Consider the following 22,967-nt stretch of genomic DNA (forward strand, 5'->3'; position numbering starts at 1 on the left):
GCGGGCCCCGTCCGCCCTCAGGGCAGCCACGCCTTCCACCTGGACTCGTGGCCGTCCACCCACTTCTTCGCCGCCTCGGCCGGGGTGAGCTTCTGGTCGGCGATCATCAAGGAGACCTCGTTCTGGTCCTCGGTGGTCCACTTGAACTTCTTCAGGAAGGCGGCCGCCGCGCCGCCGGACCGGGCGAAGTCGGCGTTGAGGTACTTCCGCAGCGGCGTGTGCGGGTAGGCGCAGGCGACCTTGGCCGCGTCCGCGTCGCAGCCCTCCTTGTACGGCGGCAGCCGCACCTCCGTCATGGGGACCTTCTCGAACAGCCACTGCGGCGCGTACCAGTACGTGAGGAAGGCCTTCTTCTCCTTGGCGAACTGCTTGATCTGGGTGATCTGCGCCGCCTCGGAACCGGCGAAGACCACCTGGTAGTCCAGCTTCAGGTTCTTCACCAGCGCCTTGTCGTTGGTGACGTAGGACGGGGAGCCGTCCATCAGCTGGCCCTTGCCGCCGCTCTCCGCGGTGCGGAAGAGGGCGGCGTACTTGTCGAGGTTCCTCCAGTCGGTGATGTCCGGGTACCGCTCGGCGAGGTACGTCGGGACGAACCAGCCGATGTGCCCGGTCACCCCGAGGTCGCCGCCCCGCACGATGGTCTTCTTCTCGTCGACGTAGCGCTTCTCCTGGTCGGGGTGGCCCCAGTCCTCCAGGATGGCGTCGACGCGGCCCTGGCTGAGTGCGTCCCAGGCCGGGACCTCGTCGACCTGGACGGTGTCGACGCGGTAGCCCAGCTCGTGTTCGAGGAGGTACTGGGCGACGGACACGTTGGCCTGGGCGCCGACCCAGGACTGCACGGACAGGGTCACGGTCTTCGAGCCCCGCGCGCCCGCGAACGGCGAGGCCTGCCGGGTCATGTCGGCGGCACCGCAGCCGCAGGTCAGCGCCAGCACCGCCACGGCGGCGGGGAGAGTCGTACGACGCCCCATGTCACGCTCCCTTCCTGGTGCGGCGGCCGGTCGGCTGTGTCACCCGGTCGAGCATCAGGCCGAGGCAGACGATCGCCGCGCCGGCGACCAGGCCGGTGGCCAGGTCGCCCTGGGCGAGGCCGAAGACCACGTCGTAGCCGAGCGCGCCGCCGCCGACCAGGCCGCCGATGATGACGACGGCGAGGACGAGCACCACGCCCTGGTTGACGGCGAGCAGCAGCGCCCGGCGGGCGAGCGGCAGTTGGACCTGGCGGAGCTGCTGGCCGCTGGTCGCGCCGAGCGAGCGGGCGGACTCCAGGGCCGCCGGGTCGACCTGGCGCAGGCCCTGCGCGGTGATCCGGACGACCGCGGGGAGGGCGTAGACGACGGCCGCGGCGACGGCCGGGGCGCGGCCCACGCCGAACAGCGCGACCACCGGGATCAGGTACACGAACTGCGGCATCGTCTGGAAGACGTCCAGGACCGGGCGCAGCAGCTTCTCGAAGCGGTCGCTGCGGGCGGCGGCGACGCCGGTCGCGAAGCCGAGGACGAGGGTGACGGCGACGGCCGCCAGCACCTGGGACAGCGTGTCCAGGGACGGCTTCCACACACCGAGCACGCCGATGGCGGCCATGGCGAGGACGGCGGTCAGCGCGGTGCGCCAGGTGCCGATCAGCCAGGCGAGGGCGGCGACGATCAGCAGCACCGACCACCACGGCAGCCACTGGAGGCCTGAGCGGACCGGGTCCAGGATCCAGGTGGTGAAGCGGCCCGCCCAGTCGGCGGTGCCACCGATGTACGGGACGCCGGAGTACAGGTGGGCGGTCATCCAGCCGACGGTCCGGTTGACGGGCTCGGCGATGCCGACGGTCCAGTCCGTGGGCCAGTCCGGGCGGCCCGCCAGGCGCGCGGTCAGGGCAACGGCCACGGCGGCGACGGCGGCGTAGGCCCAGGGGCGGACGCCGTGCCGCTCGTGCCCGAGGCGCTCCCCGGCGGCCCCGGTCACCCGGTCCAGTACGACGGCCAGCAGCACGATGGGGATGCCGGCCGCGAGCGCGGCGCCCACGTCGACCGAGGCGAGCGCCTGGTAGACGCGGTCACCGAGGCCGCCGGCGCCGATCACGGAGGCGATGACCGCCATGGACAGCGCCATCATGATCGTCTGGTTGACGCCGAGGAGGAGTTCCTTGCGGGCCAGCGGGATCCGGGCGGTCAGCAGGCGCTGGCGTGCGGTGGCGCCGAGGGAGTCGACCGCCTCCAGCACCTCCGGGTCCGCGCCGCGCAGGCCGAGCGCAGTCAGCCGGGCCATGGGCGGGGCGGCGTAGACGACCGTGGCGAGGACGGCGGCGGGTACGCCGATGCCGAAGACCAGGACGACGGGGAGCAGGTACGCGAACGCCGGGAGCACCTGCATGGTGTCCAGGACCGGGCGCAGGACGCGGTCCATGCGGCCGGACAGGCCCGCGGCCAGACCGAGCAGGGTGCCCACGAGGACGGAGGCGAGGACCGCGACCACCATCAGGGCGAGCGTCTGCATGGTCGGCACCCACATGCCGAGCAGGCCGCAGGCGAGGAAGGCGGCGGCCGTGCCGAGGGCGAGCCGGACACCGGCCACGCGCCATGCCACGAGGGCGGCGGCGGCCGTGACGCCCGCCCAGCCGGCGGCGAGGAGCGCGAGGTAGACGGCGCGCACGGAGATCACGACCGCGTTGCTGACGTGGCCGAGGAAGTAGAGGAACAGCGGGTGGCTGTCGCGGTTGTCGATGATCCAGTCGCTGGCGCTGCCGAGCGGCCCGGACAGGTCCACCGTCAGCGCGTGCGGCCAGGTTCCGCTCGCCCAGCGGCTGTGGGCCAGCGGGACGAGGACGGCCGCCAGGACCGCGAGGACCAGGAGCTTGTGGCCGGCGGGGCGTTTGAGCACGCCGGGCAGGCCGGCGCGGAGGGCCGGTGCGCCGATCGTGGCCATCAGACGGCCTCCGGGCTGGCGCCGGCGTCCCGCGGGACCGCTTCCCCTCGCCCGCCCGGTGCCCTCGTGGCGTCGGTCCCGGCCACCACGGACAGCAGCGCGTCCGAGTCGACGACGCCGACGCAGCGGCCTTCGTCGACCACGCGTGCCGGTGCTCCCGCCCGGGCCACCGCCTCGATGGCCTGCGCGACCGTCGCCTCCGGGGGGACCGCCGGGCCGCTGCCGGCCTCGTCGGCGGAGGCCGGGCGCATGGCCCCGCGGACCGTCAGGACCTGCTCGCGCGGGACGTCCCGGACGAACTCGCGGACGTAGTCGTCGGCCGGGGAGCCCACGATCTCCTCGGGGGTGCCCAGCTGGACGATGCGGCCGCCGCGCATCAGGGCGATGCGGTCGCCGAGCCGGAGTGCCTCCTGGAGGTCGTGGGTGATGAAGACCATCGTCCGGCCCTCCTCCCGGTGCAGGCGGACGACCTCCTCCTGCATGTCCCGCCGGATGAGCGGGTCGAGCGCGCTGAACGGCTCGTCGAACAGCAGCACTTCGGGGTCCACCGCGAGGGCGCGGGCCAGGCCGACCCGCTGGCGCTGACCGCCGGACAGCTGGGCCGGGCGGCGCTCCTCCAGGCCGTTCAGGCCGACCTTGGCGACCATCTCGGCGGCGCGCTCGCGCCGCTCGGACCTGGCGACTCCCTGGATCTGGAGGCCGTAGGCCACGTTGTCGAGGACCGTGCGGTGCGGCAGCAGGCCGAAGTGCTGGAAAACCATCGCGGCGCGGTGCCTGCGCAGTGCTCGCAGCCTGGCCCCGTCCATGGCGCGCACGTCCTCACCGTCGATGGCGATGGTGCCCGCGGTGGGCTCGATCAGCCGGGTCAGGCAGCGCACCAGCGTGGACTTGCCGGAACCGGACAGGCCCATGACGACGAAGACCTCGCCCTTGCGCACGTCGAAGGAGACGTCGCGGACCGCGGCCGTGCAGCCGGTGCGCTCGCGCAGTTCGGCGGGGCCGAGCGCGCCGAGCTCCCGGTCCGCGGGGACCCGGTCGGCGCGGGGGCCGAAGACCTTCCACAGGCCGTCCACCGAGAAGACGGGGGTGGCCTCGGAGCAGCCGGTGGGAGGTTTGCGGGTGGGGACGGCGAGAGCCATCAGCGCTCACCTCCGAGCAGGTCGACGGCCTTCTCCCCGACCATGAGCACACCGATCATGGGGTTCACGGCGGGCATGGCCGGGAAGACGGAGGCGTCCGCGATGCGGATTCCGTCCAGCCCGCGGATGCGCAACTCGGGGTCGACGACCGCGAGTTCGTCATCGGCGGCGCCCACCCGGCAGGTGCCGGCCGGGTGGTAGACGGTGTGCGCGACCTTGCGCGCGTACTCGCTCAGCTCCGCGTCGCCGAGGATCTCCGGGCCGGGGCACACCTCCCGCTTCAGCCAGCCGACCAGCGGTTCGGTCTGCGCGATCCGGCGGGCGATGCGGATGCCGTCGACGAGGGTGCGGGCGTCGTAGTCGTCCTCGTCGGTGAAGTAGCGGAAGTCCAGGGCCGGCTTGACGGACGGGTCGGCGCTGGTGAGGTACAGCCGGCCCCTGCTCCTCGGCTTGGGGATGTTCGGGGTCATCGACACGCCGTACGGCGGACGTTCGTAGCCCAGGCGCTCCGGGTTGTCCGTGAACGGGATCTGGTAGAAGTGGAACATCAGGTCGGGGCCCGCGTTCTCGGGGTCGCGGCGCACGAACAGGCCGGCGTCGGAGTCCATCGCGGAGTTCTCCGGGATGGGGCCGTTCGTCTCCCACACGATCACCGACTCGGGGTGGTCGAGCAGGTTCTCGCCGACCCCCGGCAGGTCGTGCACGACGGGGATGCCGAGCTTCTCCAGGTCCGCCTTCGGGCCGATGCCGGAGTGCAGCAGCAGCCGGGGCGAGTCGACGGCGCCCGCGCAGAGCACGACCTCGCGGCGGGCCCGTACGAGCAGTTCGGCGCCGTCCTTGGTGCGCACGTGGACGCCCTCGGCGCGGGTGCCGTTCAGCTGGAGTTCGTACGCCCAGGTCTCCAGCAGGATCGTCAGGTTGGCGCGCTCGTCCATCACCGGGTGCAGATACGCCACGGACGCGCTGGAGCGCTTGTTGTCCTCCGGGTGGTAGGCGAGGTCGAAGAAGCCGACGCCCTCGTGGAACGGCTTCTTGTTGAAGCCCTCGACGCGCGGCACCGCGAGCGCGGCCTGCGCGGCGTCGACGAAGTCGCGGGCGATGGCGTTGCGGTCCTTCTCGTCGACGGCCACGATGTTGTTCTTGAGGCGCGCGTAGTAGGCCTCCATCGGGACCGCGCCCCAGCCCTTGGCGCCGGCCGCCTCCCACTCGTCCCAGTCGGAGGGCAGCGGCTTGAACGCGATGAGCGTGTTGTGCGAGGAGCAGCCTCCGAGGACGCGGGCGCGGCTGTGCCGGATGTGGGAGTTGCCGCGCGGCTGCTCGGTGGTCGGGTAGTCGTAGTCCAGTTCGCCGCCGAGCAGGCCCATCCAGCGGCGCAGGGTCAGCACGTCCTCGCGGCCGACGTCGCTGGGGCCGCCCTCGATGACGGCGACGGTGACGTCCGGATTCTCGGTGAGGCGGGAGGCGACGACGGAACCGGCCGTGCCGCCGCCTATGACGACGTAGTCGAACTCATGGGTGTTGTCGGGCATCGGGAGTGCTCCAGTGGGGGGTCAGGAGGTCCGGGGACTTCGGGGTCTGCGGTGGTGCCGGGTACGGCCGCGGCGGGGCGCGCGCTCGCGGCCCGCGGGCTCAGCCCGCGAACCAGCGCACCGGCCTGGGGGCGAGGTTCTGGTAGACGTGCTTGGTCTCGCGGTACTCGGCGAGCCCCGCGGGGCCGAGTTCGCGGCCGACACCGCTCTTGCCGAAGCCGCCCCACTCCGCCTGCGGGAGGTAGGGGTGGAAGTCGTTGATCCAGACGGTGCCGTGGCGCAGCCGGCCGGCCACGCGCCGGGCGCGGCCCGCGTCGGTGGTCCACACGGCGCCCGCCAGGCCGTACTCGGTGTCGTTGGCGAGCGCGACCGCCTCCTGCTCGGTGCGGAAGGTCTCGACGGTGAGGACGGGACCGAAGACTTCCTCCCGGACGGCCTTCATCTGGCGGGTGCAGTGGTCGAGGACGGTCGGCTCGTAGAAGTAGCCGGTGGCGGGCCGGGTTTCGGCGGGCTCGGGCCGCTTGCCGCCGCAGCGCGGTACCGCGCCCTCGGCGAGCGCGGAGGCGACGTACGCCTCGATCCTGGCGCGCTGCTGCTCGGAGACGAGCGGACCGCACTCGACGCCGGGCGCGGTGCCGCGGCCCAGGCGGATCTTCTGGGCGCGACGGGCCAGTTCGGTGACGAAGCGGTCCCGGACGGATTCCTCGACGATGAGCCGGGCGCCCGCGGAGCAGACCTGGCCGCTGTGCAGGAAGGCCGCGTTGAGGGCCTGGTCGACGGCGATGTCGAAGCCCTCGTCGGTCGCGCAGGCGTCGGCGAAGACGATGTTGGGGTTCTTGCCGCCGAGTTCGAGGGCGACCTTCTTGACCGTGTCGGCGGCGGCCCGGGCCACCTTGGCGCCGCTGACCAGGCCGCCGGTGAAGGAGACGAGGCCGACGTCGGGGTGTTCGGCGAGCCGGGCGCCGACGGTGCGGCCGGGGCCGGTGACGATGTTGGCCACGCCCGCGGGCAGACCCGCCTCGACGAGCAGTTCGATCAGCGCGACGGTGGTCAGCGGGGTGATCTCGCTCGGCTTGATCACGAAGGTGTTTCCGGCGGCGAGCGCCGGGGCGATCTTCCAGCTGGCCTGGAGCAGCGGGTAGTTCCAGGGCGTGATCAGCGCGCAGACGCCGACCGGCTCGTGCACGACGACGCTGTGCACGTCGGGCGAGCCCGCGTCCACGACCCGGCCGGGGGCTTCCGCGGCGACGAGGTCGGCGAAGTAGCGGAAGGCGTCGGCGACGCAGTCGACGTCGACGCGGCCCTCCTCCACGGTCTTGCCGGTGTCCCGGCTCTCCAGCAGGCCGAGTTCCTCCCGGTCGCGCACCAGGAGGTCGGCCACCCGGCGCAGCAGGGCGGCGCGCTCGGCGACCGGTGTGCGCGGCCAGGCGCCCTCGCCGCCGTCGAAGGCGCGGCGGGCGGCCTCGACGGCCACGTCCGCGTCCTTCTCGTCGCCCTCCGCGACCACGGCGAACGGCGCCGCGTCCGCGGGGTCGAGGATCTCGCGTGTGGCGCCGCCGATCGCCTCGCGCCACTCCCCGCCCGCGTGGATGGTGCCGCGCGCACCGTGTCCCGTACTGTCCGCCATGATCGGTACTGCCTTCCGCTGCCGCTCAGTAGCCCTGTGTCACTTCGTGTCCTCCCCAGGGAGAGTGAGCGGGCACCTGCCCCCTTCCGTGACGTCCATGCCCGACCGGTGACCGAAAGTGTTCCGAGTCACGGAACTTGCGGACATTGCCGAATGAAAGGGACGGTATCGGGGCGGTGGGAGCGGCGGCGGATCAGTCTCCGCAGGTGGCGGAGGACGGGCAGAACCAGCTCAGCGCCGTGCTGAGGGATTCGGGGCCGTAGGAGGCGAGCGCGTACAGCCTGCCGCCGGAGGCCTGGAAGCGCTCGTCCACGACGTGCCAGGTGCCGATGTCCGGTTCGCCCCTGAGGGAGTCGGCCAGGTACTCCAGCCGGGAGCCGGTGAAGTCGCCGCTGTCCAGGTTCACCAGGGACAGCGTCCGGAAGCCCGGGGGCTTGGGCACGTCCGCGGACAGGTGCAGGTCGAACGACTCGTCCGGGGAGGACTCCCGCACCTCGTACACCTGGAGCCGGTGACGGCCCGTGGAATCACGGTAGTTGACGATGTCCATCCCGCCGGCTCGCGCGGGTCGTCGCCGCGGACGGCCACGCCCGTCACCAGCAGCAGGCCGGGCAGCAGGTAGACGGCCAGAGGACACCACGGTGACACGAGCCACATCCGGCGACCGCCTCCTTCGGTACCGATCATCGGCGGCGCCGGTACGTGTGGGCGCAAACGCAAGGCCCCGCTCCGGCCGGAACCGGAACGGGGCCTTGCGGACAGGCGCGGTGGCTCAGATGAGGCCGAGGGAGCGGACCGCCTCGCGCTCCTCCTCGAGCTCCTTGACGGAGGCGTCGATACGGGCGCGGGAGAACTCGTTGATCTCCAGGCCCTGGACGATCTCGTACGAGCCGTCCTTGCAGGTGACCGGGAAGGAGGAGATCAGGCCCTCGGGGACGCCGTAGGAGCCGTCCGACGGGATGCCCATGGAGACCCAGTCGCCGTCGGCCGTGCCGTTGACCCAGGTGTGGACGTGGCCGATGGCGGCGTTGGCGGCGGAGGCGGCCGACGAGGCGCCGCGAGCCTCGATGATGGCCGCGCCGCGCTTGGCGACGGTCGGGATGAAGTCCTCGGCCAGCCACTTCTCGTCGTTCACGACCTCGGCGGCGTTCTTGCCGGCGACCGTGGCGTGGAAGATGTCCGGGTACTGGGTCGCGGAGTGGTTGCCCCAGATGGTCAGGCGCTTGATGTCGGCGACCGTCGAGCCCGTCTTCTTGGCGAGCTGGGTCAGCGCGCGGTTGTGGTCCAGACGGGTCATCGCGGTGAAGCGCTCGGCGGGCACGTCCGGCGCGGCGGCCTGGGCGATCAGCGCGTTGGTGTTCGCGGGGTTGCCGACGACCAGGACCTTGACGTCGTCCGCGGCGTGGTCGTTGATGGCCTTGCCCTGCGGCTTGAAGATGCCGCCGTTGGCCTCGAGGAGGTCACCGCGCTCCATGCCCTTGGTGCGCGGGCGGGCGCCGACGAGGAGGGCGACGTTGGCACCGTCGAAGGCGACGTTCGGGTCGTCGCTAATGTCGATGCCCTGAAGGAGCGGGAACGCGCAGTCGTCGAGCTCCATGGCCGTGCCCTCGGCGGCCTTCAGCGCCGGCGTGATCTCCAGGAGGCGCAGTTTGACCGGCACGTCCGCGCCGAGCAGCTGGCCGGAGGCGATGCGGAAGAGCAGGGCGTAACCGATCTGGCCGGCCGCGCCGGTGACGGTGACGTTCACGGGAGTGCGGGTCATGGCGTTCTCCGTATGACAGCTGGCGGTGGGGCGTCCCTGCCCCGGGGTGCGGGATCCCGCCGCCGGCCGACTGACCGGCGGCGCCGCGATGACCGATCACGCAACGGATGATCGATCTCTTGGCGTCAAGAGAGATCCAGCCGTCAGGCTATCGCCTCTCCGGGATCCCGGTGGGCCGGGCCCCTGTGGCCCGGCCCACAGAACGGCCCGGTGACGTGGGAGAGGCGGCCGCCCGTCCGGGAGAGGTGGGACGAGGACGGCCGCCGTATGGGGGTTGCCGGAAGACCGGACTCCCGTGGGGGTACTGTCCGCGTGCCCGGTTCGGCGGCCGCCACACCTGTCCCGCGCCACTTGTCATCCGGACGGCCCCTCACCGGTGCCCGCTCTCCCCGAGGCGCACCCCGTATCCCTAACCGGTGCACCCCGTCCGGCCCGACGCCAGCGTCGCACACGCCTTCGCCTGCGGCGCGTCCCGCACCGCGACCATGGGCGTGTACGCGATCGTCTCGCCGGCCGACGTGAGGGTGCCGCTCTCCGTGCGCGCGCCGACCGTGACCCGGACCTCGTCGCCCTGGACGGCCTGGGTGATACGGGCCCAGGCGGCACCGCAGGTCTTGCTGTAGCGGACCTCGACCAGGGTCGTGCCGACGGTGACGCTCTCGGCCGTGCTCACCAGGTTGCCGCTGCACCCCATGGCCTCGGCGTCCTTGCCGGTGCAGCCGTCCGCGACGCACTTGACACCGGGCGGCAGGCTGACGTCCGCGGGGGGAGAAGGCGGCTTGGTCGCATCCGCGGCCTTCTTGTCGTCCCCGTCGCCGGTGAGCACGAAGGCGGCGCCGATCACGGCCAGGGCGCTGGCCGCACCCGCGAGGAACATCATCACCTGCCGCTTGCGCGCGCCGCCGCCGGAGGCGGGGCGGGGAGACCGCAAAGGCTCGCCGTGCGGGCTCGGGGAGCCCGCGGTGTACGGGCGGTCGGGCGTGTCCTGGGCGTACGGCCCGGGGGAAGCCGCGGAGTGCGGGCTCGGGGGGGCGGGAGTCGGCCCGGCGCCGCCGACCGCGGACGCCTGGGCGCCGGGGGCGCGTCCGCCCGCCCGGGACGGTCCCCGGTAACCGGCCAGCCCCCAGGAGTTGCCGCCGGTCGACGTCTCGGAACCGGAACCGGATCCGGTGGCTCCGGTGGCGGAGTCGGCGCGGGCGCCGGAGGCGGAGTCGAGGTCCGGACCGGCACCGGGTGCGGCGGCCGGGAGGGGAGTCGTCGCCGCGGCGCCCTCCGAGGCCGGCGACGCCTTGCTCGCCGTGCCCTCACGGGCGTCGGCGTCGGACGCCGTCGGCTGCACCGGCACCGCGGGGGACCCGCCCGCCGGGCCCGCGCTCCCCGGGGCCGCCGTGGCGGTGCCGTTCTTGCGGGCCGTCCTGCCTCCGCCCGCCTCGGCGCCGGGCGCCACCGCGCCGAACTCCCCGAGCGCGGCGCGCGCCTGGGCTATCCGGATGGCCTCCATGGTCCGGTCGTGACGCATCTCCGCACGGCTCCAGGCCCGTTCGGCCAGCTCCCACATGGTGGTGAGGTGGACCGGATTGGTGCCGGTGACCTCGGCGAGTGCCACGACCGCGCCCTTGGGCGCCAGGAGCCGTCCGTTGAGATAACGCTCCCAGGACGTCTTGCTGTAGCCCGTGCGATCGGCGAGCGCGGCGATGCTCAGGCCGCCGCGGTCCACGAGCCGCCGCAACTGGCTCGCGAACTCCCTGATCTGCGGATCGAGTTCATCGGGCAAGGCCTTCCAACGAGGCATCGCTTCCCCTTCCCCCCGGTACGTGCTGGTTGTTCCCCCGCGCGTGACGCCCTGTGCGGAGTCCCTGTTCTCGCTACCCACAGGAGTGCGCCCCGTCAGGATCTCAGGTCCCGCTTCAGGGGCGCACGGGAGCATTCGAACCGAAGCGCGCGCCGGTGCGCCGACTGCCCACGCTAGCCCGGCCGGCGGAAAGCCTCACCCGCGCGGCGGGCCCTGTCGACACATCGGCACATCCCGGATCCCGGCGTGACCTCGTGCGCCGCAGAGGTCCCCGGCCCACCCGGAGGTGACGGCACCGCCGCCGGCGCGGCCGGGTCCGGAGTCCTGTGGCAGAGCGCGGACACCGTAGCGGAACGGTCACTTCCGTGCCACAGCGCACGGACAGGCGTTGAACAGCCCGTTCACGGTGCAGGAGGGTTGGTCCCGGCGGCGGCCCGTCCTGACTCGGGGGAGAGGATGGGCCGCCACCGCGGGCGCGGCGCCGTACGGCTAGCCGTTGCGGACCGTGAAGTGCAGCGCGTCGTCCAGGAACGGAATCTCCAGCCACGGCTTCGGCTGGACCATCAGCGCCAGCAGGACGATGGCGCAGCCCATCAGGCCGTAGGTGACGATGTCCGTGAAGCGGGAGCGGACCGCGAGCATGCCGACCCGGGGCAGGAACCAGCGCAGCCCGGCTCCGCCGAGCAGCGCGAGGCCGATCAGCAGCAGACCGACCCGGAAGGCGTCGAAGGCGGTCACCAGCAGCCCGAGCCCCACCGTGCCCAGCACGGCCAGCAGCGGCCACTGCCGGGCGGGCGCCGGGGCGTCGCCGGGCGCGGCCCGGCCGCCGCCCTCGGGCCGCGCGGTGTCCCGCGTGAACATCGGAAAGCGGCGTGTGCCCCGGCGCGGCCCGCCCTCGGCGTCCAGCACGCCGATCGGGTCCCGTACCTCTGTCCCGGGCTCCTCGGGAGACGGCTCCCGCCCGGTGCCCTCCGCCTCAGCCGACACTGCGCTCCGCCGCCTCGACCACGTTCACCAGCAGCTGGGCCCGGGTCATCGGGCCGACTCCGCCGGGGTTCGGGGACAGCCAGCCGGCCACCTGGGCCACGTCGGGGTGGACGTCGCCGACGATCTTGCCCTCCGCGTTGCGGGAGACACCCACGTCGAGGACGGCCGCACCGGGCTTGACGTCCTCGGCGCGGATCAGGTGCGGGGAGCCGGCCGCGGCGACGATGATGTCCGCGCGGCGCAGGTGCGCGGACAGGTCGCGGGTGCCGGTGTGGCACTGGGTCACCGTGGCGTTCTCGCTGCGCCGGGTCAGCAGCAGCGGCATCGGCCGGCCGATGGTCACACCGCGGCCGACGACCACGACCTCCGAGCCCTTGATCTCCACGCCGTGGCGGCGCAGCAGCGTCAGCACGCCGTTGGGGGTGCAGGGCAGCGGGGCGGGCTCGTTGAGGACGAGCCGGCCGAGGTTCATCGGGTGCAGGCCGTCCGCGTCCTTGTCGGGGTCCATCAGCTCCAGGACCCGGTTCTCGTCGATGCCCTCGGGCAGGGGCAGCTGGACGATGTAGCCGGTGCAGGAGGGGTCCTCGTTCAGCTCCCGGACGACCGCCTCGATCTCGTCCTGGGTCGCCGTGGCCGGCAGTTCCCGCTGGATGGAGGCGATGCCGACCTGGGCACAGTCGCGGTGCTTGCCGGCGACGTACTTGCGGCTGCCGGGGTCGTCCCCGACCAGGATCGTGCCGAGGCCGGGCGTGACGCCCCTCTCCTTCAGCGCCGCCACGCGGGCGGTCAGATCGGATTTGATCTCGGCTGCGGTGGCCTTGCCATCGAGAATCTGGGCGGTCATGTCCTTATCCTCGCGGATGACCGCCTCACGGTTCCAATCCGGGAGGTCCCGCCCGCTTCCCCCGCGCCCGGCGCCCATGACCGTCTTGACCGGTGATGTTGCACTTGCACAACACATGCGGAATGCGGCTGGACAAGTAAGTCGCCGGTAAAGAACCATGATGAGCACAGTGCCGCGGGCAGCTCTTCGGGGGGGACGGACCGCACTTCTGTGAACTCTCCTCCGTACGGTGCCGCGCGTCCCCGCACCTGATCGACGGAGGAAGCAACCGCCATGAGTTACGGCGACTCGAACAACCCCTACGGCGCGCCGCAGCAGCCGCCCCAGCAGCCCGGCTTCGGCTACCCGCAGGGCCAGGCTCCCGGCTACGGCTATCCGCAGGCCCCGCCCGTGCAGCAGCCGTACGGCGCGCCGGTGCCGCAGACGATGCCGGGCACGGTGAAGGCGGCCCGCGTGATGCTGTTCGTGCTCGGTGGTCTCCAGGCGCTGGGCGGCGTGCTGATGATGGTGGCGAGCAAGTGGTTCGCCGACAAGATCGAGGAAGCGGTCTCGGCCGACAGCAGCATCTCCGCGGCGGACGCGGACAAGGCGGCGAGCGTCGGGGCGGGCGTCATGATCGTCCTGGGCGTCCTCGTGCTGGCGTTCGCGTTCTGGGCGATCTTCACCGCCGTGAAGGTCCCCACCGGGCGCGGCGGCGTGCGCGTCTCCGCGATCGTGTACAGCTCGTTCGTCATCCTGTTCAGCCTGCTGAGCCTGGTGGGCGCCAACGTCCTGGCGCTGCTCAGCCTCGCCATGGGCATTCTGATCATCGTCTTCTGCGCCAACAAGGCCGGCGGCGCCTGGTTCAACCGCCCCAGCTACTGAACAGTTCGCGCCATTTGCTCCGAGGGTCGTGTCGGAACCACACAAAGTGGGACACGGCCCTGGTGCGTCGCCCTAGTCTGGGTTCCGTAGCCGTCAGGCACGGGGAGACGCACCTTGTACAGCATCATCGTGGTACCTCCGCCGACCACGGGGGACGAGCGACGCAGCACCCAGTTCCGGCTCGCGCCCTGCGAGCGCCTCGCCTTCGGGCGCTCCGCCCCGGACAACGACCTGGTGATCGCGCACGACGGGGTGTCCCGCCGCGCCGGTGAGATCATCGCGCACGGGGCGTTCTGGATACTGAGCAACCTCTCCGGCCGCCACACGTACGTCGTGGAGAACCCGGAGGGCGCGGGCGAGCACATCAAGGTCGCACCGGGGCGGCTGGACGCGCCGGTTCCCTTCGAGTTCTCCCGGATCGTGCTGCCCGCGGCCGGGGACCTGCTGCCCATCGAGGTGTGGGCGCCACGGCACGACTATCTGAGCGGCACGGGCGGAACCGACGGCGAACCCACCGCGCCCGCCTTCTCCGTGGACCGCAGCAAGCGCTACTTCGCGGTGCTCGCCGCCCTGTGCGAGCCCCGGCTGCGCGGTGATCCGCACGCCGCGCCGCCGACCGTCGACCAGGTGGTCGAGCGGTTGCGCCCGGCCTGGCCGGCCGCGTCGCGCACCTCGGTGCAGTGGAACATCGACTACCTGGCCGTGAAGCTGCGGCTGAAGCCCGGCCCGGACACCGCCGAGACCGGCCCCCGCCTCAACGGGAAGAAGGAGTCGCTGGTCTCCCTGGCCCTGCGCTTCGACCTGGTGCGGGAGGACGACCTGTCCGTCCTCGCGGGCCGGCCGAGCCGGGCGTCCCGGTGAACGAGCCGTACGCCGTGGAGGTGCCCCGCGGTTACCGGGTCGGCGTCTGGGAGGTGCGCAGGCCCATCGCCACGGGCGCCTTCGGCAGCGTGTACGAGGGGCACCGCACCGGCGGCGACGGGACGCTGCCGCGCACGGCCGCCCTGAAGTTCCTGCCCACCGGCACCGGCACCCCGCGCCAGCTGACCCATCTGCGCGAACTCGTCGAGCGCGAGGTCGCGTTGCACCGCAGGCTGCGCCGCCCGCGGCTGATCCGGATGTACGAGACCCTCACCGTCGACGACCCCGCCCGCCCCGACCTGGACGGCGCCACCGTGCTCGTCCTGGAGAAGGCCCAGGGCTCACTGGCCGCCCTGCTCGACGCCGGGCCCCGGCCCGCCGAGGGGCCCGTACTGCTCGCGCAGATCTGCGAGGGGCTCGCCCAGTTGCACGGGGCGGGCTGGGTGCACGGGGACCTGAAACCGGCCAACGTACTGCTGATGCCGGACGGTTCGGTGCGCCTGGCCGACTTCAACATGGCCGCCGAGCTGGAGGGCACCCACGCCTACACCCCGGCCTTCTGCACCCCCGACTACACCCCGCCCGAACTGCTGTGGTCCGAGATCGGCGAACGCGGGCGCCGCATCCGGCCATCCGCCGACGTATGGGCCTTCGGGGTCCTCGCCCATCTGGTCCTCACCGGCGCCTTCCCGCTGCCCGGCGCCATCCCGACACTCCGCCGGGACGCGGCCGCCGCCTACGCCGGCGGTTCGCAGGAACTGCGCCTGTCCCCCGAACTCCCGGACGTCTGGCGGGAGATCGTCGGCGGCTGCCTGGCCCGTACGCACGAGGACCGCATCGGCACCCAGGCCCTGCTGCGCCGGGTCGCGGCCGCGGCCGGGACGGCCCCACCCCGGTTCCGGAGGGCCCCCCGGATTCCCGGGGCCCGCCGCCGGCGCCGCACGGTCGTCCTGGGCGCGGCGCTCGCCGCGGCCACCGTCGCCGCACTCGCCCACGGCGTCGGCACCCGCGCGGACCGCCCGCCCGACGCCAAGGCAGCCGCACCGGCGGCGACGGCCGCCGCGTCCCGTTACGGCGCCGCCGAACTCCGTACCGACCGGGGCGTCCCCGCCGTCTACCGGCGGCTGATCGTCGACTCCGCCCGCGGCTGCGCGCGGCCGGATGTCACGCCCGCGCTGATCGCAGCCATGCTGAAGGTGGAGAGCGACTTCGACCCGGGCCTGTCGGACCCGGCCAAGGACGAGTACGGCATCGCCCGTTGGACCCCCGAGGTGCTGCGCTGGTGGATACGGCCCGACGGACGGCCGGCGCCCTCGGTCCCCCGGCCTCCCTTCTCCCCCGCCGTGTCCGTCCCGGCCATGGGCCGCTATCTGTGCTTCATCGAACCGCGGCTGGAGGCCGGGCTGTCCGGCGACCGGCGGGTGCTGATCGCCGCCGCCTACCGGACGTCGTACCGGAAGGTGAACGCGGCGGGCGGAGTTCCCCCGAAGTACCGCGACTACGGCGCCCGTGTCGCGCACTACCTCAAGGAGTACACGCCGCCGGGCGGGAAGTGACCCTGGGACGTCCGAGGTACCGCGGCCGCCGTGCGCGGGGCACGGTGGAGCCGTCCACCCGACGGGGTGGCAGGACCTCAACTCTGGCAAGAACAAGGGGGAACCCAGTCATGACCATCATCCGCAAGGCGCTCGCCGCGGGCGCCGCGACCGTCACCGCAGGCGCCGCCCTCGCCCTCGGTATGGCAGGCAGCGCCCAGGCCGCGTCGCCGTGCTGGAAGAGCGGCTCCGCCTGGTACTGCAACAACGCCACCGGCGCCAAGGTCTACAAGAGCACCAACACGGGGACCGTCGTGGGCCGTATGCACTCCAACCCGTCCTGGTTCGTCTGCAAGTTCGACGGCGGACAGAACCACGGCGGCCCGCACCCCACCCGCTGGGTCTACACCCAGGCGGACAACGGGGTCTGGGGCTGGATGAGCGACAACGACATCACCTCGGAGACCAACCCGCTGCCCTCGTGCTGAGGTCCGTGTGAGCGCGGCCTCCGGCCCTCTCGTCGAGAGGGCCGGAGGCCGCGGCCGTCAGGGGTGTTCGCCGGTCAGTGGAAGAAGTGGCGGGTCCCGGTGAAGTACATCGTCACGCCCGCCTTCTGCGCGGCCTCGACGACCTGCTCGTCGCGGATCGAGCCGCCCGGCTGGACGATCGCGCGGACGCCGGCGGCGATGAGGATCTCGGGGCCGTCGGGGAACGGGAAGAACGCGTCCGAGGCCGCGTAGGAGCCGCGGGCCCGCTCCGCGCCGGCCCGCTCGACCGCCAGCTTGCAGGAGTCGACGCGGTTGACCTGGCCCATGCCGACGCCGACCGAGGCGCCGTCCTTGGCCAGCAGGATCGCGTTGGACTTCACCGCCCGGCAGGCCCGCCACGCGAAGGCGAGCTCGGCCAGCTCGTCGGCCGGCAGCGCCTCGCCGCTGGCGAGGGTCCAGTGGGCCGGGTCGTCGCCGTCGGCCTGGAGCCGGTCGGTGGCCTGGAGCAGCACGCCGCCGTCGATGTGCTTGGCCTCCACCCGGCTGCACGGACCGTTCGGGGCCTTCAGCACCCGGATGTTCTTCTTCTTGGTGAGGGCCTCCAGCGCGCCGTCCTCGTAGCCCGGCGCGACGATGACCTCGGTGAAGATCTCCGCGACCTGCTCGGCCATCTCCTTGCTGACCGGGCGGTTGACCGCGATCACCCCGCCGAACGCGGACAGCGGGTCGCAGGCGTGCGCCTTGCGGTGCGCCTCGGCGACGTCCGCGCCGACCGCGATGCCGCACGGGTTGGCGTGCTTGATGATCGCCACGCACGGCTCGTCGTGGTCGTACGCGGCACGGCGGGCGGCGTCCGTGTCCGTGTAGTTGTTGTACGACATCTCCTTGCCGTGCAGCTGCTCGGCCTCGGCGAGTCCGCCGACCGGGCCGCCGGTGTAGAGGGCGGCGGGCTGGTGCGGGTTCTCGCCGTAGCGCAGGGTGTTCTTGCGCGCGTAGGTGGCGCCGAGGAAGTCGGGGAAGGCGGAGTCGTCGACGGGCGCGTAGGAGGAGGCGAACCAGGAGGCGACGGCCACGTCGTAGGCGGCCGTGTGCTGGAAGGCCTCGGCGGCCAGGCGCTTGCGGGTGGCGAGGTCGAAGCCGCCGTCCTGCGTCGCGGCGAGGACGTCGGCGTAGCGCTCCGGGCTGGTGACGACGGCCACGGACGGGTGGTTCTTGGCGGCGGCGCGGACCATCGAGGGGCCGCCGATGTCGATCTGCTCGACGCACTCGTCGGGCGAGGCGCCGGAGGCGACGGTCTCGCGGAACGGGTAGAGGTTGACCACGACGAGGTCGAAGGGCTCGACACCCAGCTCGCCCAGCTGCCGCCGGTGGTCCTCCAGGCGCAGGTCGGCGAGGATGCCGGCGTGCACCTTGGGGTGCAGGGTCTTGACCCGGCCGTCCAGGCACTCGGGGAAGCCGGTGAGCTCCTCGACCTTGGTGACGGGCACGCCGGCCGCGGCGATCCGGGCGGCGGTGGAGCCGGTGGAGACGAGTTCGACGCCCGCTTCGTGCAGCCCGCGCGCGAGCTCCTCCAGGCCGGTCTTGTCGTAGACGCTGACGAGCGCGCGCCGGATGGGCCGCTTGTTGCTCTCGGCGGTCACTGGATAACTACCTTTCGTCCCTCAATGCGATAGCCGTTGCGGGCGAGCCGCCCCACGACCTCGACGAGCAACCTTCGCTCGACTTCCTTGATGCGCTCGTGCAGCGCGCTCTCGTCGTCCTCGTCGCGGACCTGGACCACGCCCTGGGCGATGATCGGGCCGGTGTCGACGCCGTCGTCGACGAAGTGGACGGTGCAGCCGGTGACCTTGGCGCCGTACGCGAGGGCGTCCCGCACGCCGTGGGCCCCCGGGAAACTGGGCAGCAGGGCGGGGTGCGTGTTGACGAACCGCCCGCCGAACCGCGCGAGGAACTCCTTCCCCACGATCTTCATGAACCCGGCGGAGACAACGAGGTCGGGCTCGTGGGCGGCGACGGCCTCGGCCAGCGCCACGTCCCACTCCTCGCGCGTGCCGTAGTCCTTGACCTTCCGCACGAAGGTCGGCACCCCGGCGCGCTCGGCGCGCGCCAGTCCCTCGATGCCGTCGCGGTCGGCGCCCACGGCGACGACCTCGGCGCCGTAGGCCTCGACTCCCGTGTCGGCGATCGCGTCGAGGAGCGCCTGAAGATTGGTGCCGGATCCGGAGACCAGCACGACGAGGCGCTTGGCCACGGGCTTGGCGGCCACGATGGGGCCCTTTCTCGGGGGAGCTGTTTTGTACGGTCGTACGAATGCTTCGCGCCCCCGGATACGGGGAAGCCTACGAAGCGGCCGACCGTCAGCAACGATACCGGCACATCGGACGGCCCCCGTGGGACGGGGGCGTGGCCGGAAGGTAGCGTCTGGGGGAGCTGGTACGGGAACGCACCGCGTGCACCGTGCGTTCACGCGGTGAGAGATCCCGACCGTGGGCACCCAGCGCCTTCGGGGGACGCTCCGAACCAGATCGTCCGTGCCGGAACGGTCGTGCCAGATCAGCCGTGACTCACCAAGGGGAAGACGCTCACTTGATGCCGGACCGCAGCCTGCGACTCCTCACGCTCCCTCCGCAGCCGGCGCAGGGAGGGCGGCGCAGTGCCGTGTTGCTGAGGGAGCGCCCGTCCTCGCCTCCGGACGCGTCCTCGGACGGGCCGTCCTCGGACGGGCGGGACGGCACCGGACGCGGCAGCGCCACCCCGGACGACAACCCCTTCGCACCGCCCCCGGAGGGCACCCCCGACCGCCCCTGGCAGCCCCGTCCCCAGTCCGGAGGTGACTCCTCCTCCGAGGGCGGATCCGACGGGTCCGGCGAGGGCGGCGGCCGGGCCCCCTGGGGCAGTCAGTGGAGCGACCGCCAGCCCGGCCGCTCCTCCAGCGGCTTCGGCGAGCGCCCGCAGCGGCCCGGCGGCCCGCAGAAGCCGAGCGGCGTCCCCGGTCCGCGCTGGGACCCCACCGACCCCGCCCAGCGCCGCGCGCGGTACGCCCTGCTGTGCGGCATGTGGGCCTTCTTCTTCGCCCTGTTCAGCTGGCCGTACGTGGCCCTGCTGCTCGGCGCGCTCGCCCTGTACTGGGGCGTCAGCTCGCTGCGCGCCAAGCCGCGCGGGCACGACCCCGGCAGCCCGGCGCCCGAGGGCCGCCCGCAGACGACGGCCGCGGTCAGCGGTCTGGTCACCGCCTCCCTGGCGCTCGCCCTGGTCGCCGTGAACTTCACGGCGCAGGTGGTCTACCGCGACTACTACTCGTGCGTGAACGACGCCCTCACCAACGAGGCCAAGCAGTCCTGCGACCGGCATCTGCCGCCGGAGCTGCGGAGCGTACTGGGGATCAGCGACTGATCGGGGCGTCCGGCTCGGGGGGTTCCTCCGCGCCGGACTCCTGTGCGGGCGGTCGCGGCGTGAGGGGTGCCCGCGGGGATTCCTGTGCGGGTTCCCGCCGGGAGAGCGGAGCCGCGGGGCCCTCGTGACGGGGGGCCGGAGGGGGATCCACCGGCTTCGCGGGCACGGTCGGCTCCACGGCTCCTTCCGGCTTCGCGCTCTCCCCCGCCTCCGCGGCCTCCCGCGGTGCCTCCGTGTCCGCCGACGCCTCCTTCAGCGGGGTCCAGCGGGCCTGCCGGGCTCCGTCGTCGTGCCAGGAGAGGGGTCCCGGCACCGGCGGGTCGAGGAGCAGTACGTCGTACGGCTCGAGGAGGTCGTCGTAGCGAACGGGCACCGGCGTGGGCTGCGGGGACCGGGGCTTCGGGGCCTTCGCCCGCAGGAGCAGGCCCCACCTGCTCACTCTGGCGCGCATGGCTTCGGCGGCCGACGGCCGCGGCACCGTGCCGGTCGTACCCGTCCCGGCTTCGCCGGTCTTGGGCCGGGCCGCGCCGCTCACCGGGACCCGGACCGAGCGGCAGCGCCACGCCCGCAGCGCCGCCGCCGTCGGCACGGCCGCCGTCGCGGTCCACACCAGCGCCGCCGCGCCCACCTGCCACCCCACCGGCCCGAACCGGGCCAGCGCGGCACCACCGAGCGGGCCGCCGGCCAGCGCCGCGAGCGCTCCGAGAACCGCCGCGCACAGCAGACAGGCCAGCCCGGCACCGGCCACCGTCCGCCGCCACGACCAGGCCCGCACGCCCGCGCGTGCGTCCCCGCCGCCCCGCTCCTCCCGCACCGCCGCCCTGGCCACGAACCAGCCCATCGTCAGCCCCGCCGTCACCGGCACCGACGCCGTCGCCCAGTTCAGCGCGGTACCGGGGCCGGGGTCCGGAACCGCGGCGAGCAGGGGGAAGGGCGGCAGCAGCGGGGCCGGGGCGGAGGACAGCGGGCCGACGACATGACCGGCGCCGAGCACGAAGCCGGGTCCGAGGGAGTACGCCGCCGCCCACAGCATCGCGTTCGGCAGCAGCGCCAGGCACAGCAGCAGCACGGCGAACCGCCCCGACCAGCCCTCCGTCAGCCCCAGGAAGGCCTCCTGGACCGTCCCGGCGTGCGTCACCAGCGACACCACGAGCATCAGCGCCCCGCCGCCGACGAACACCATGGCCCCGGCCCCCGCCGCGCGCGCCGCGGCACCCAGGCGCGCCCGCGGACCCGGCCCGAGGAGCAGCCGCCGTACACCGCCCGGCAGTCGGCGCAACACCCGCTCCACGGGTGCGCGGGGGCAGCCGTACGCCGTCCACACGCCACTGCCCGCGGCCGCCGCGGTGACCAGCGGTACGCCCACCGCCACCCACGCCCACGAGGGCCGCAGCGCACCGCCGGCCGCGTAGGCGGCGGCACCGGATCCGACGGCGAGGTAGCCGAGCACGACGCCCGCCCAGGCGGTGCGCGGGGGGACCAGCGGGCCTCCGTCGCCCCCGTCGGACGCGTCCCGGGCCGCCCGGTGCACCAGCAGCGCGGGCAGGGCGAGCAGCAGCAGCGGGGTCACTCCGACGGGCGCGGGGACCCCGGTGAGGGTTTCCGTGCGGACCAGTTCGGAGCCGTGCGCCAGCAGCCACAGTGCGGCGGCGACGTGCAGCGCGCCGCCGGGTCCGCTGTCCGGATACGGCGAGCTGATCCACAGCGCGATGACGAGCACGGCGAACGAGCCGAGGCCGAGCCCCGCCGCGACCGCACCGCCCAGGAAGCCGGCCCCCAGGCCGGGCGAGCGGTCCCGCAGGCGGGTGCGAAGGCGCGACAGCGGTGGACGTCGGCGGGTCGTCTGGATCACGGCCTCCATGCTCCCAACGACACACGCTTTCCGTGCGCAACAGGCGAACCTCCGCCGTGTCACTCAATATACGATTATGCGCCTATTCACACGGAGGGACGCGTCATGACGAACAGTCATGCGAACCCGCTGCCATCTCCCACGGAGGACCGACGCTCCGGCACGCCCGCCTCGCTGACGAGGGATCAGGCCATCGACGAGGCGGACCACCCGCTGACGCCCGCTCAGGCCTTCGACGCGCTGTACGCGTTCTGCGCCCCCGCCCTCGTACGGCAGGCCTATCTGCTCACCGGCCGGCACGAGCGGGCGCGCGAGTCCGTGGAGCAGGCCTTCCAACTGGCCTGGCAGCGCTGGCCGGAGGTGGCCCGCGACCGGGACCCGGCGGGCTGGGTGCGGGCCACGGCGTACGACTGCGCGCTGTCCCCCTGGCACCGCTTCCGCCGGCGGGGCCGCACCCCCGACCTACCGTCCGACCCAGCGGACCGCGCGCTCCAACGCGCCCTGATGCTGCTCCCGCCGTCGTACCGGCGCACCCTGGTGCTCTACGACGGTGTCGGCCTCGACCTGCCCGAGACGGCGGCGGAGACGGAGGCGAGCACCCCGGCCGCGGCGAACCGGCTGATGCACGCGCGCGAGGCGCTCGCCGCGCGCCTGCCGGAGCTGTCCGAACCGGCGGAGCTGCACCGGCGGCTGGTCCGGCTGGCCTCGACGGAGCGCCTCGGGGCGGGCGAGCCGGAGGGCGTGCGCACGACCGGGGAACGCCGGACCCGGTTCTGGACCCGGTCCGCCATCGCCTTCACGGCCACCATCATCGGCGCGACGACGCTCACCCTGCGCACCGCCCCCACGCACTACCTGCCCCCGGTGTCCCCCGGGCACGCGGTCCAGGGGGTGCCGGTGCAAGGCATGCTCGGCCCGCTCGCGCCGCAGGCGCCCAAGCCGCGCGCCGAGCTGAGGAAGGAGGCGGCGGGCGGGCCGGAGCGGCTGGCACCGGAGCTCGAATAGCCCGGTTGGTCCGCCTCCCGGAACGCCGGTGGGCTCCCGGAACCCCGGTGGGCTCCCGCAAAACTCCGGTGGGCTCCCGGAAAACGCCGGTGGGCCCGCCCCCATCTGGGGACGGGCCCACCGGACCGGCTCGGCTCGGCTCGCAGAGCTCAGCCGACGAGGGTGGCCGTGCTCAGCTGCCGAGGATGGCGCGAGCCAGCTTGGCCGTCTCGGTCGGGGTCTTGCCGACCTTGACGCCCGCGGCCTCCAGGGCCTCCTTCTTGGCCTGGGCGGTGCCAGAGGAACCCGAGACGATGGCACCCGCGTGGCCCATGGTCTTGCCCTCCGGCGCGGTGAAGCCCGCGACGTAACCGACGACCGGCTTGGTCACGTT

General features: G+C 73.4%; 19 protein-coding genes and 1 pseudogene. 6 read left to right on the plus strand and 14 right to left on the minus strand.

Features of this window, described 5'->3' with window-relative positions:
* Positions 1–17: 17 nt before the first annotated feature.
* From ACFY4A_RS35600 to ACFY4A_RS35645, 10 genes are all read right to left on the minus strand, one after another.
* Positions 18–971 (minus strand): ABC transporter substrate-binding protein, encoded by a 954-nt coding sequence (locus tag ACFY4A_RS35600; RefSeq protein WP_390833444.1) that lies wholly within the window; start codon positions 969–971, stop codon positions 18–20.
* Position 972: 1 nt separating this feature from the next.
* Entirely contained in the window at positions 973–2,916 is a 1,944-nt protein-coding gene (locus tag ACFY4A_RS35605; RefSeq protein ID WP_390833445.1) for an ABC transporter permease, read from the minus strand.
* Positions 2,916–4,055: a glycine betaine/L-proline ABC transporter ATP-binding protein gene (locus ACFY4A_RS35610; RefSeq protein WP_390833446.1), complete on the minus strand. Its 1,140-nt coding sequence runs from the start codon at positions 4,053–4,055 to the stop codon at positions 2,916–2,918. Before ACFY4A_RS35610 ends, ACFY4A_RS35605 begins: the two co-directional genes overlap by 1 nt.
* Entirely contained in the window at positions 4,055–5,584 is a 1,530-nt protein-coding gene (locus tag ACFY4A_RS35615) for a GMC family oxidoreductase (RefSeq protein WP_390833447.1), read from the minus strand. The genes ACFY4A_RS35610 and ACFY4A_RS35615 overlap by 1 nt, the downstream gene beginning before the upstream one ends.
* Before the next feature lie 100 nt (positions 5,585–5,684).
* Complete coding sequence (locus ACFY4A_RS35620; RefSeq protein WP_390833448.1) at positions 5,685–7,211, minus strand: aldehyde dehydrogenase family protein; 1,527 nt, start codon at positions 7,209–7,211, stop codon at positions 5,685–5,687.
* A 193-nt stretch (positions 7,212–7,404) separates the two neighbouring features.
* Positions 7,405–7,761, minus strand: coding sequence for a hypothetical protein (locus tag ACFY4A_RS35625; protein WP_390833449.1), 357 nt, complete (start codon positions 7,759–7,761; stop codon positions 7,405–7,407).
* 222 nt (positions 7,762–7,983) lie between these two features.
* A complete protein-coding gene (locus ACFY4A_RS35630) occupies positions 7,984–8,973 on the minus strand; it encodes a malate dehydrogenase (protein ID WP_390833450.1) in 990 nt (329 codons plus the stop codon).
* A 409-nt stretch (positions 8,974–9,382) separates the two neighbouring features.
* Positions 9,383–10,765, minus strand: a complete 1,383-nt coding sequence (locus ACFY4A_RS35635) for a helix-turn-helix domain-containing protein (RefSeq protein ID WP_390833451.1) — start codon at positions 10,763–10,765, stop codon at positions 9,383–9,385.
* A gap of 489 nt (positions 10,766–11,254) precedes the next feature.
* Complete coding sequence (locus ACFY4A_RS35640; protein WP_390833452.1) at positions 11,255–11,752, minus strand: DUF3017 domain-containing protein; 498 nt, start codon at positions 11,750–11,752, stop codon at positions 11,255–11,257.
* Positions 11,742–12,596, minus strand: a complete 855-nt coding sequence (locus ACFY4A_RS35645; protein ID WP_390833453.1) for a bifunctional methylenetetrahydrofolate dehydrogenase/methenyltetrahydrofolate cyclohydrolase — start codon at positions 12,594–12,596, stop codon at positions 11,742–11,744. The genes ACFY4A_RS35640 and ACFY4A_RS35645 overlap by 11 nt, the downstream gene beginning before the upstream one ends.
* A 273-nt stretch (positions 12,597–12,869) precedes the next feature.
* Here ACFY4A_RS35645 and ACFY4A_RS35650 point away from each other — a divergent pair, with 273 nt between their 5' ends.
* From ACFY4A_RS35650 to ACFY4A_RS35665, 4 genes are all read left to right on the plus strand, one after another.
* Positions 12,870–13,460 (plus strand): hypothetical protein, encoded by a 591-nt coding sequence (locus ACFY4A_RS35650; protein WP_390833454.1) that lies wholly within the window; start codon positions 12,870–12,872, stop codon positions 13,458–13,460.
* Between the two features lie 114 nt (positions 13,461–13,574).
* A complete protein-coding gene (locus ACFY4A_RS35655) occupies positions 13,575–14,321 on the plus strand; it encodes an FHA domain-containing protein (RefSeq protein ID WP_390833455.1) in 747 nt (248 codons plus the stop codon).
* Positions 14,318–15,877 carry a protein kinase gene (locus ACFY4A_RS35660; protein ID WP_390833456.1) on the plus strand — a complete coding sequence of 520 codons (1,560 nt, stop codon included), beginning with the start codon at positions 14,318–14,320 and terminating at the stop codon, positions 15,875–15,877. The genes ACFY4A_RS35655 and ACFY4A_RS35660 overlap by 4 nt, the downstream gene beginning before the upstream one ends.
* 110 nt (positions 15,878–15,987) lie before the next feature.
* Positions 15,988–16,344, plus strand: a complete 357-nt coding sequence (locus ACFY4A_RS35665) for a hypothetical protein (RefSeq protein ID WP_390833457.1) — start codon at positions 15,988–15,990, stop codon at positions 16,342–16,344.
* 74 nt (positions 16,345–16,418) lie between these two features.
* Here the strand turns inward: ACFY4A_RS35665 and purH are convergent, their stop codons facing one another.
* Together purH and purN are read right to left on the minus strand one after the other, a co-directional pair.
* Positions 16,419–17,984, minus strand: a complete 1,566-nt coding sequence (gene purH / locus ACFY4A_RS35670) for a bifunctional phosphoribosylaminoimidazolecarboxamide formyltransferase/IMP cyclohydrolase (RefSeq protein ID WP_390833458.1) — start codon at positions 17,982–17,984, stop codon at positions 16,419–16,421.
* Positions 17,981–18,610, minus strand: a complete 630-nt coding sequence (purN, locus tag ACFY4A_RS35675; protein ID WP_390833459.1) for a phosphoribosylglycinamide formyltransferase — start codon at positions 18,608–18,610, stop codon at positions 17,981–17,983. Before purN ends, purH begins: the two co-directional genes overlap by 4 nt.
* A gap of 323 nt (positions 18,611–18,933) precedes the next feature.
* Between purN and ACFY4A_RS35680 the strand changes: the two genes are divergently transcribed.
* Complete coding sequence (locus tag ACFY4A_RS35680) at positions 18,934–19,737, plus strand: hypothetical protein (protein WP_390833460.1); 804 nt, start codon at positions 18,934–18,936, stop codon at positions 19,735–19,737.
* Here the strand turns inward: ACFY4A_RS35680 and ACFY4A_RS35685 are convergent.
* Entirely contained in the window at positions 19,727–21,589 is a 1,863-nt protein-coding gene (locus ACFY4A_RS35685; protein ID WP_390833461.1) for a DUF6350 family protein, read from the minus strand. The genes ACFY4A_RS35680 and ACFY4A_RS35685 overlap by 11 nt on opposite strands.
* Positions 21,590–21,694: 105 nt before the next feature.
* Between ACFY4A_RS35685 and ACFY4A_RS35690 the strand changes: the two genes are divergently transcribed.
* Positions 21,695–22,594, plus strand: a complete 900-nt coding sequence (locus ACFY4A_RS35690) for an RNA polymerase sigma factor (protein WP_390833462.1) — start codon at positions 21,695–21,697, stop codon at positions 22,592–22,594.
* A gap of 172 nt (positions 22,595–22,766) precedes the next feature.
* Here the strand turns inward: ACFY4A_RS35690 and ACFY4A_RS35695 are convergent.
* A pseudogene (locus ACFY4A_RS35695) lies at positions 22,767–22,967 on the minus strand (succinate--CoA ligase subunit alpha); the annotation flags it as partial.

The organism is Streptomyces sp. NPDC001292, assembly GCF_042896465.1.
Lineage (GTDB): Bacteria > Actinomycetota > Actinomycetes > Streptomycetales > Streptomycetaceae > Streptomyces.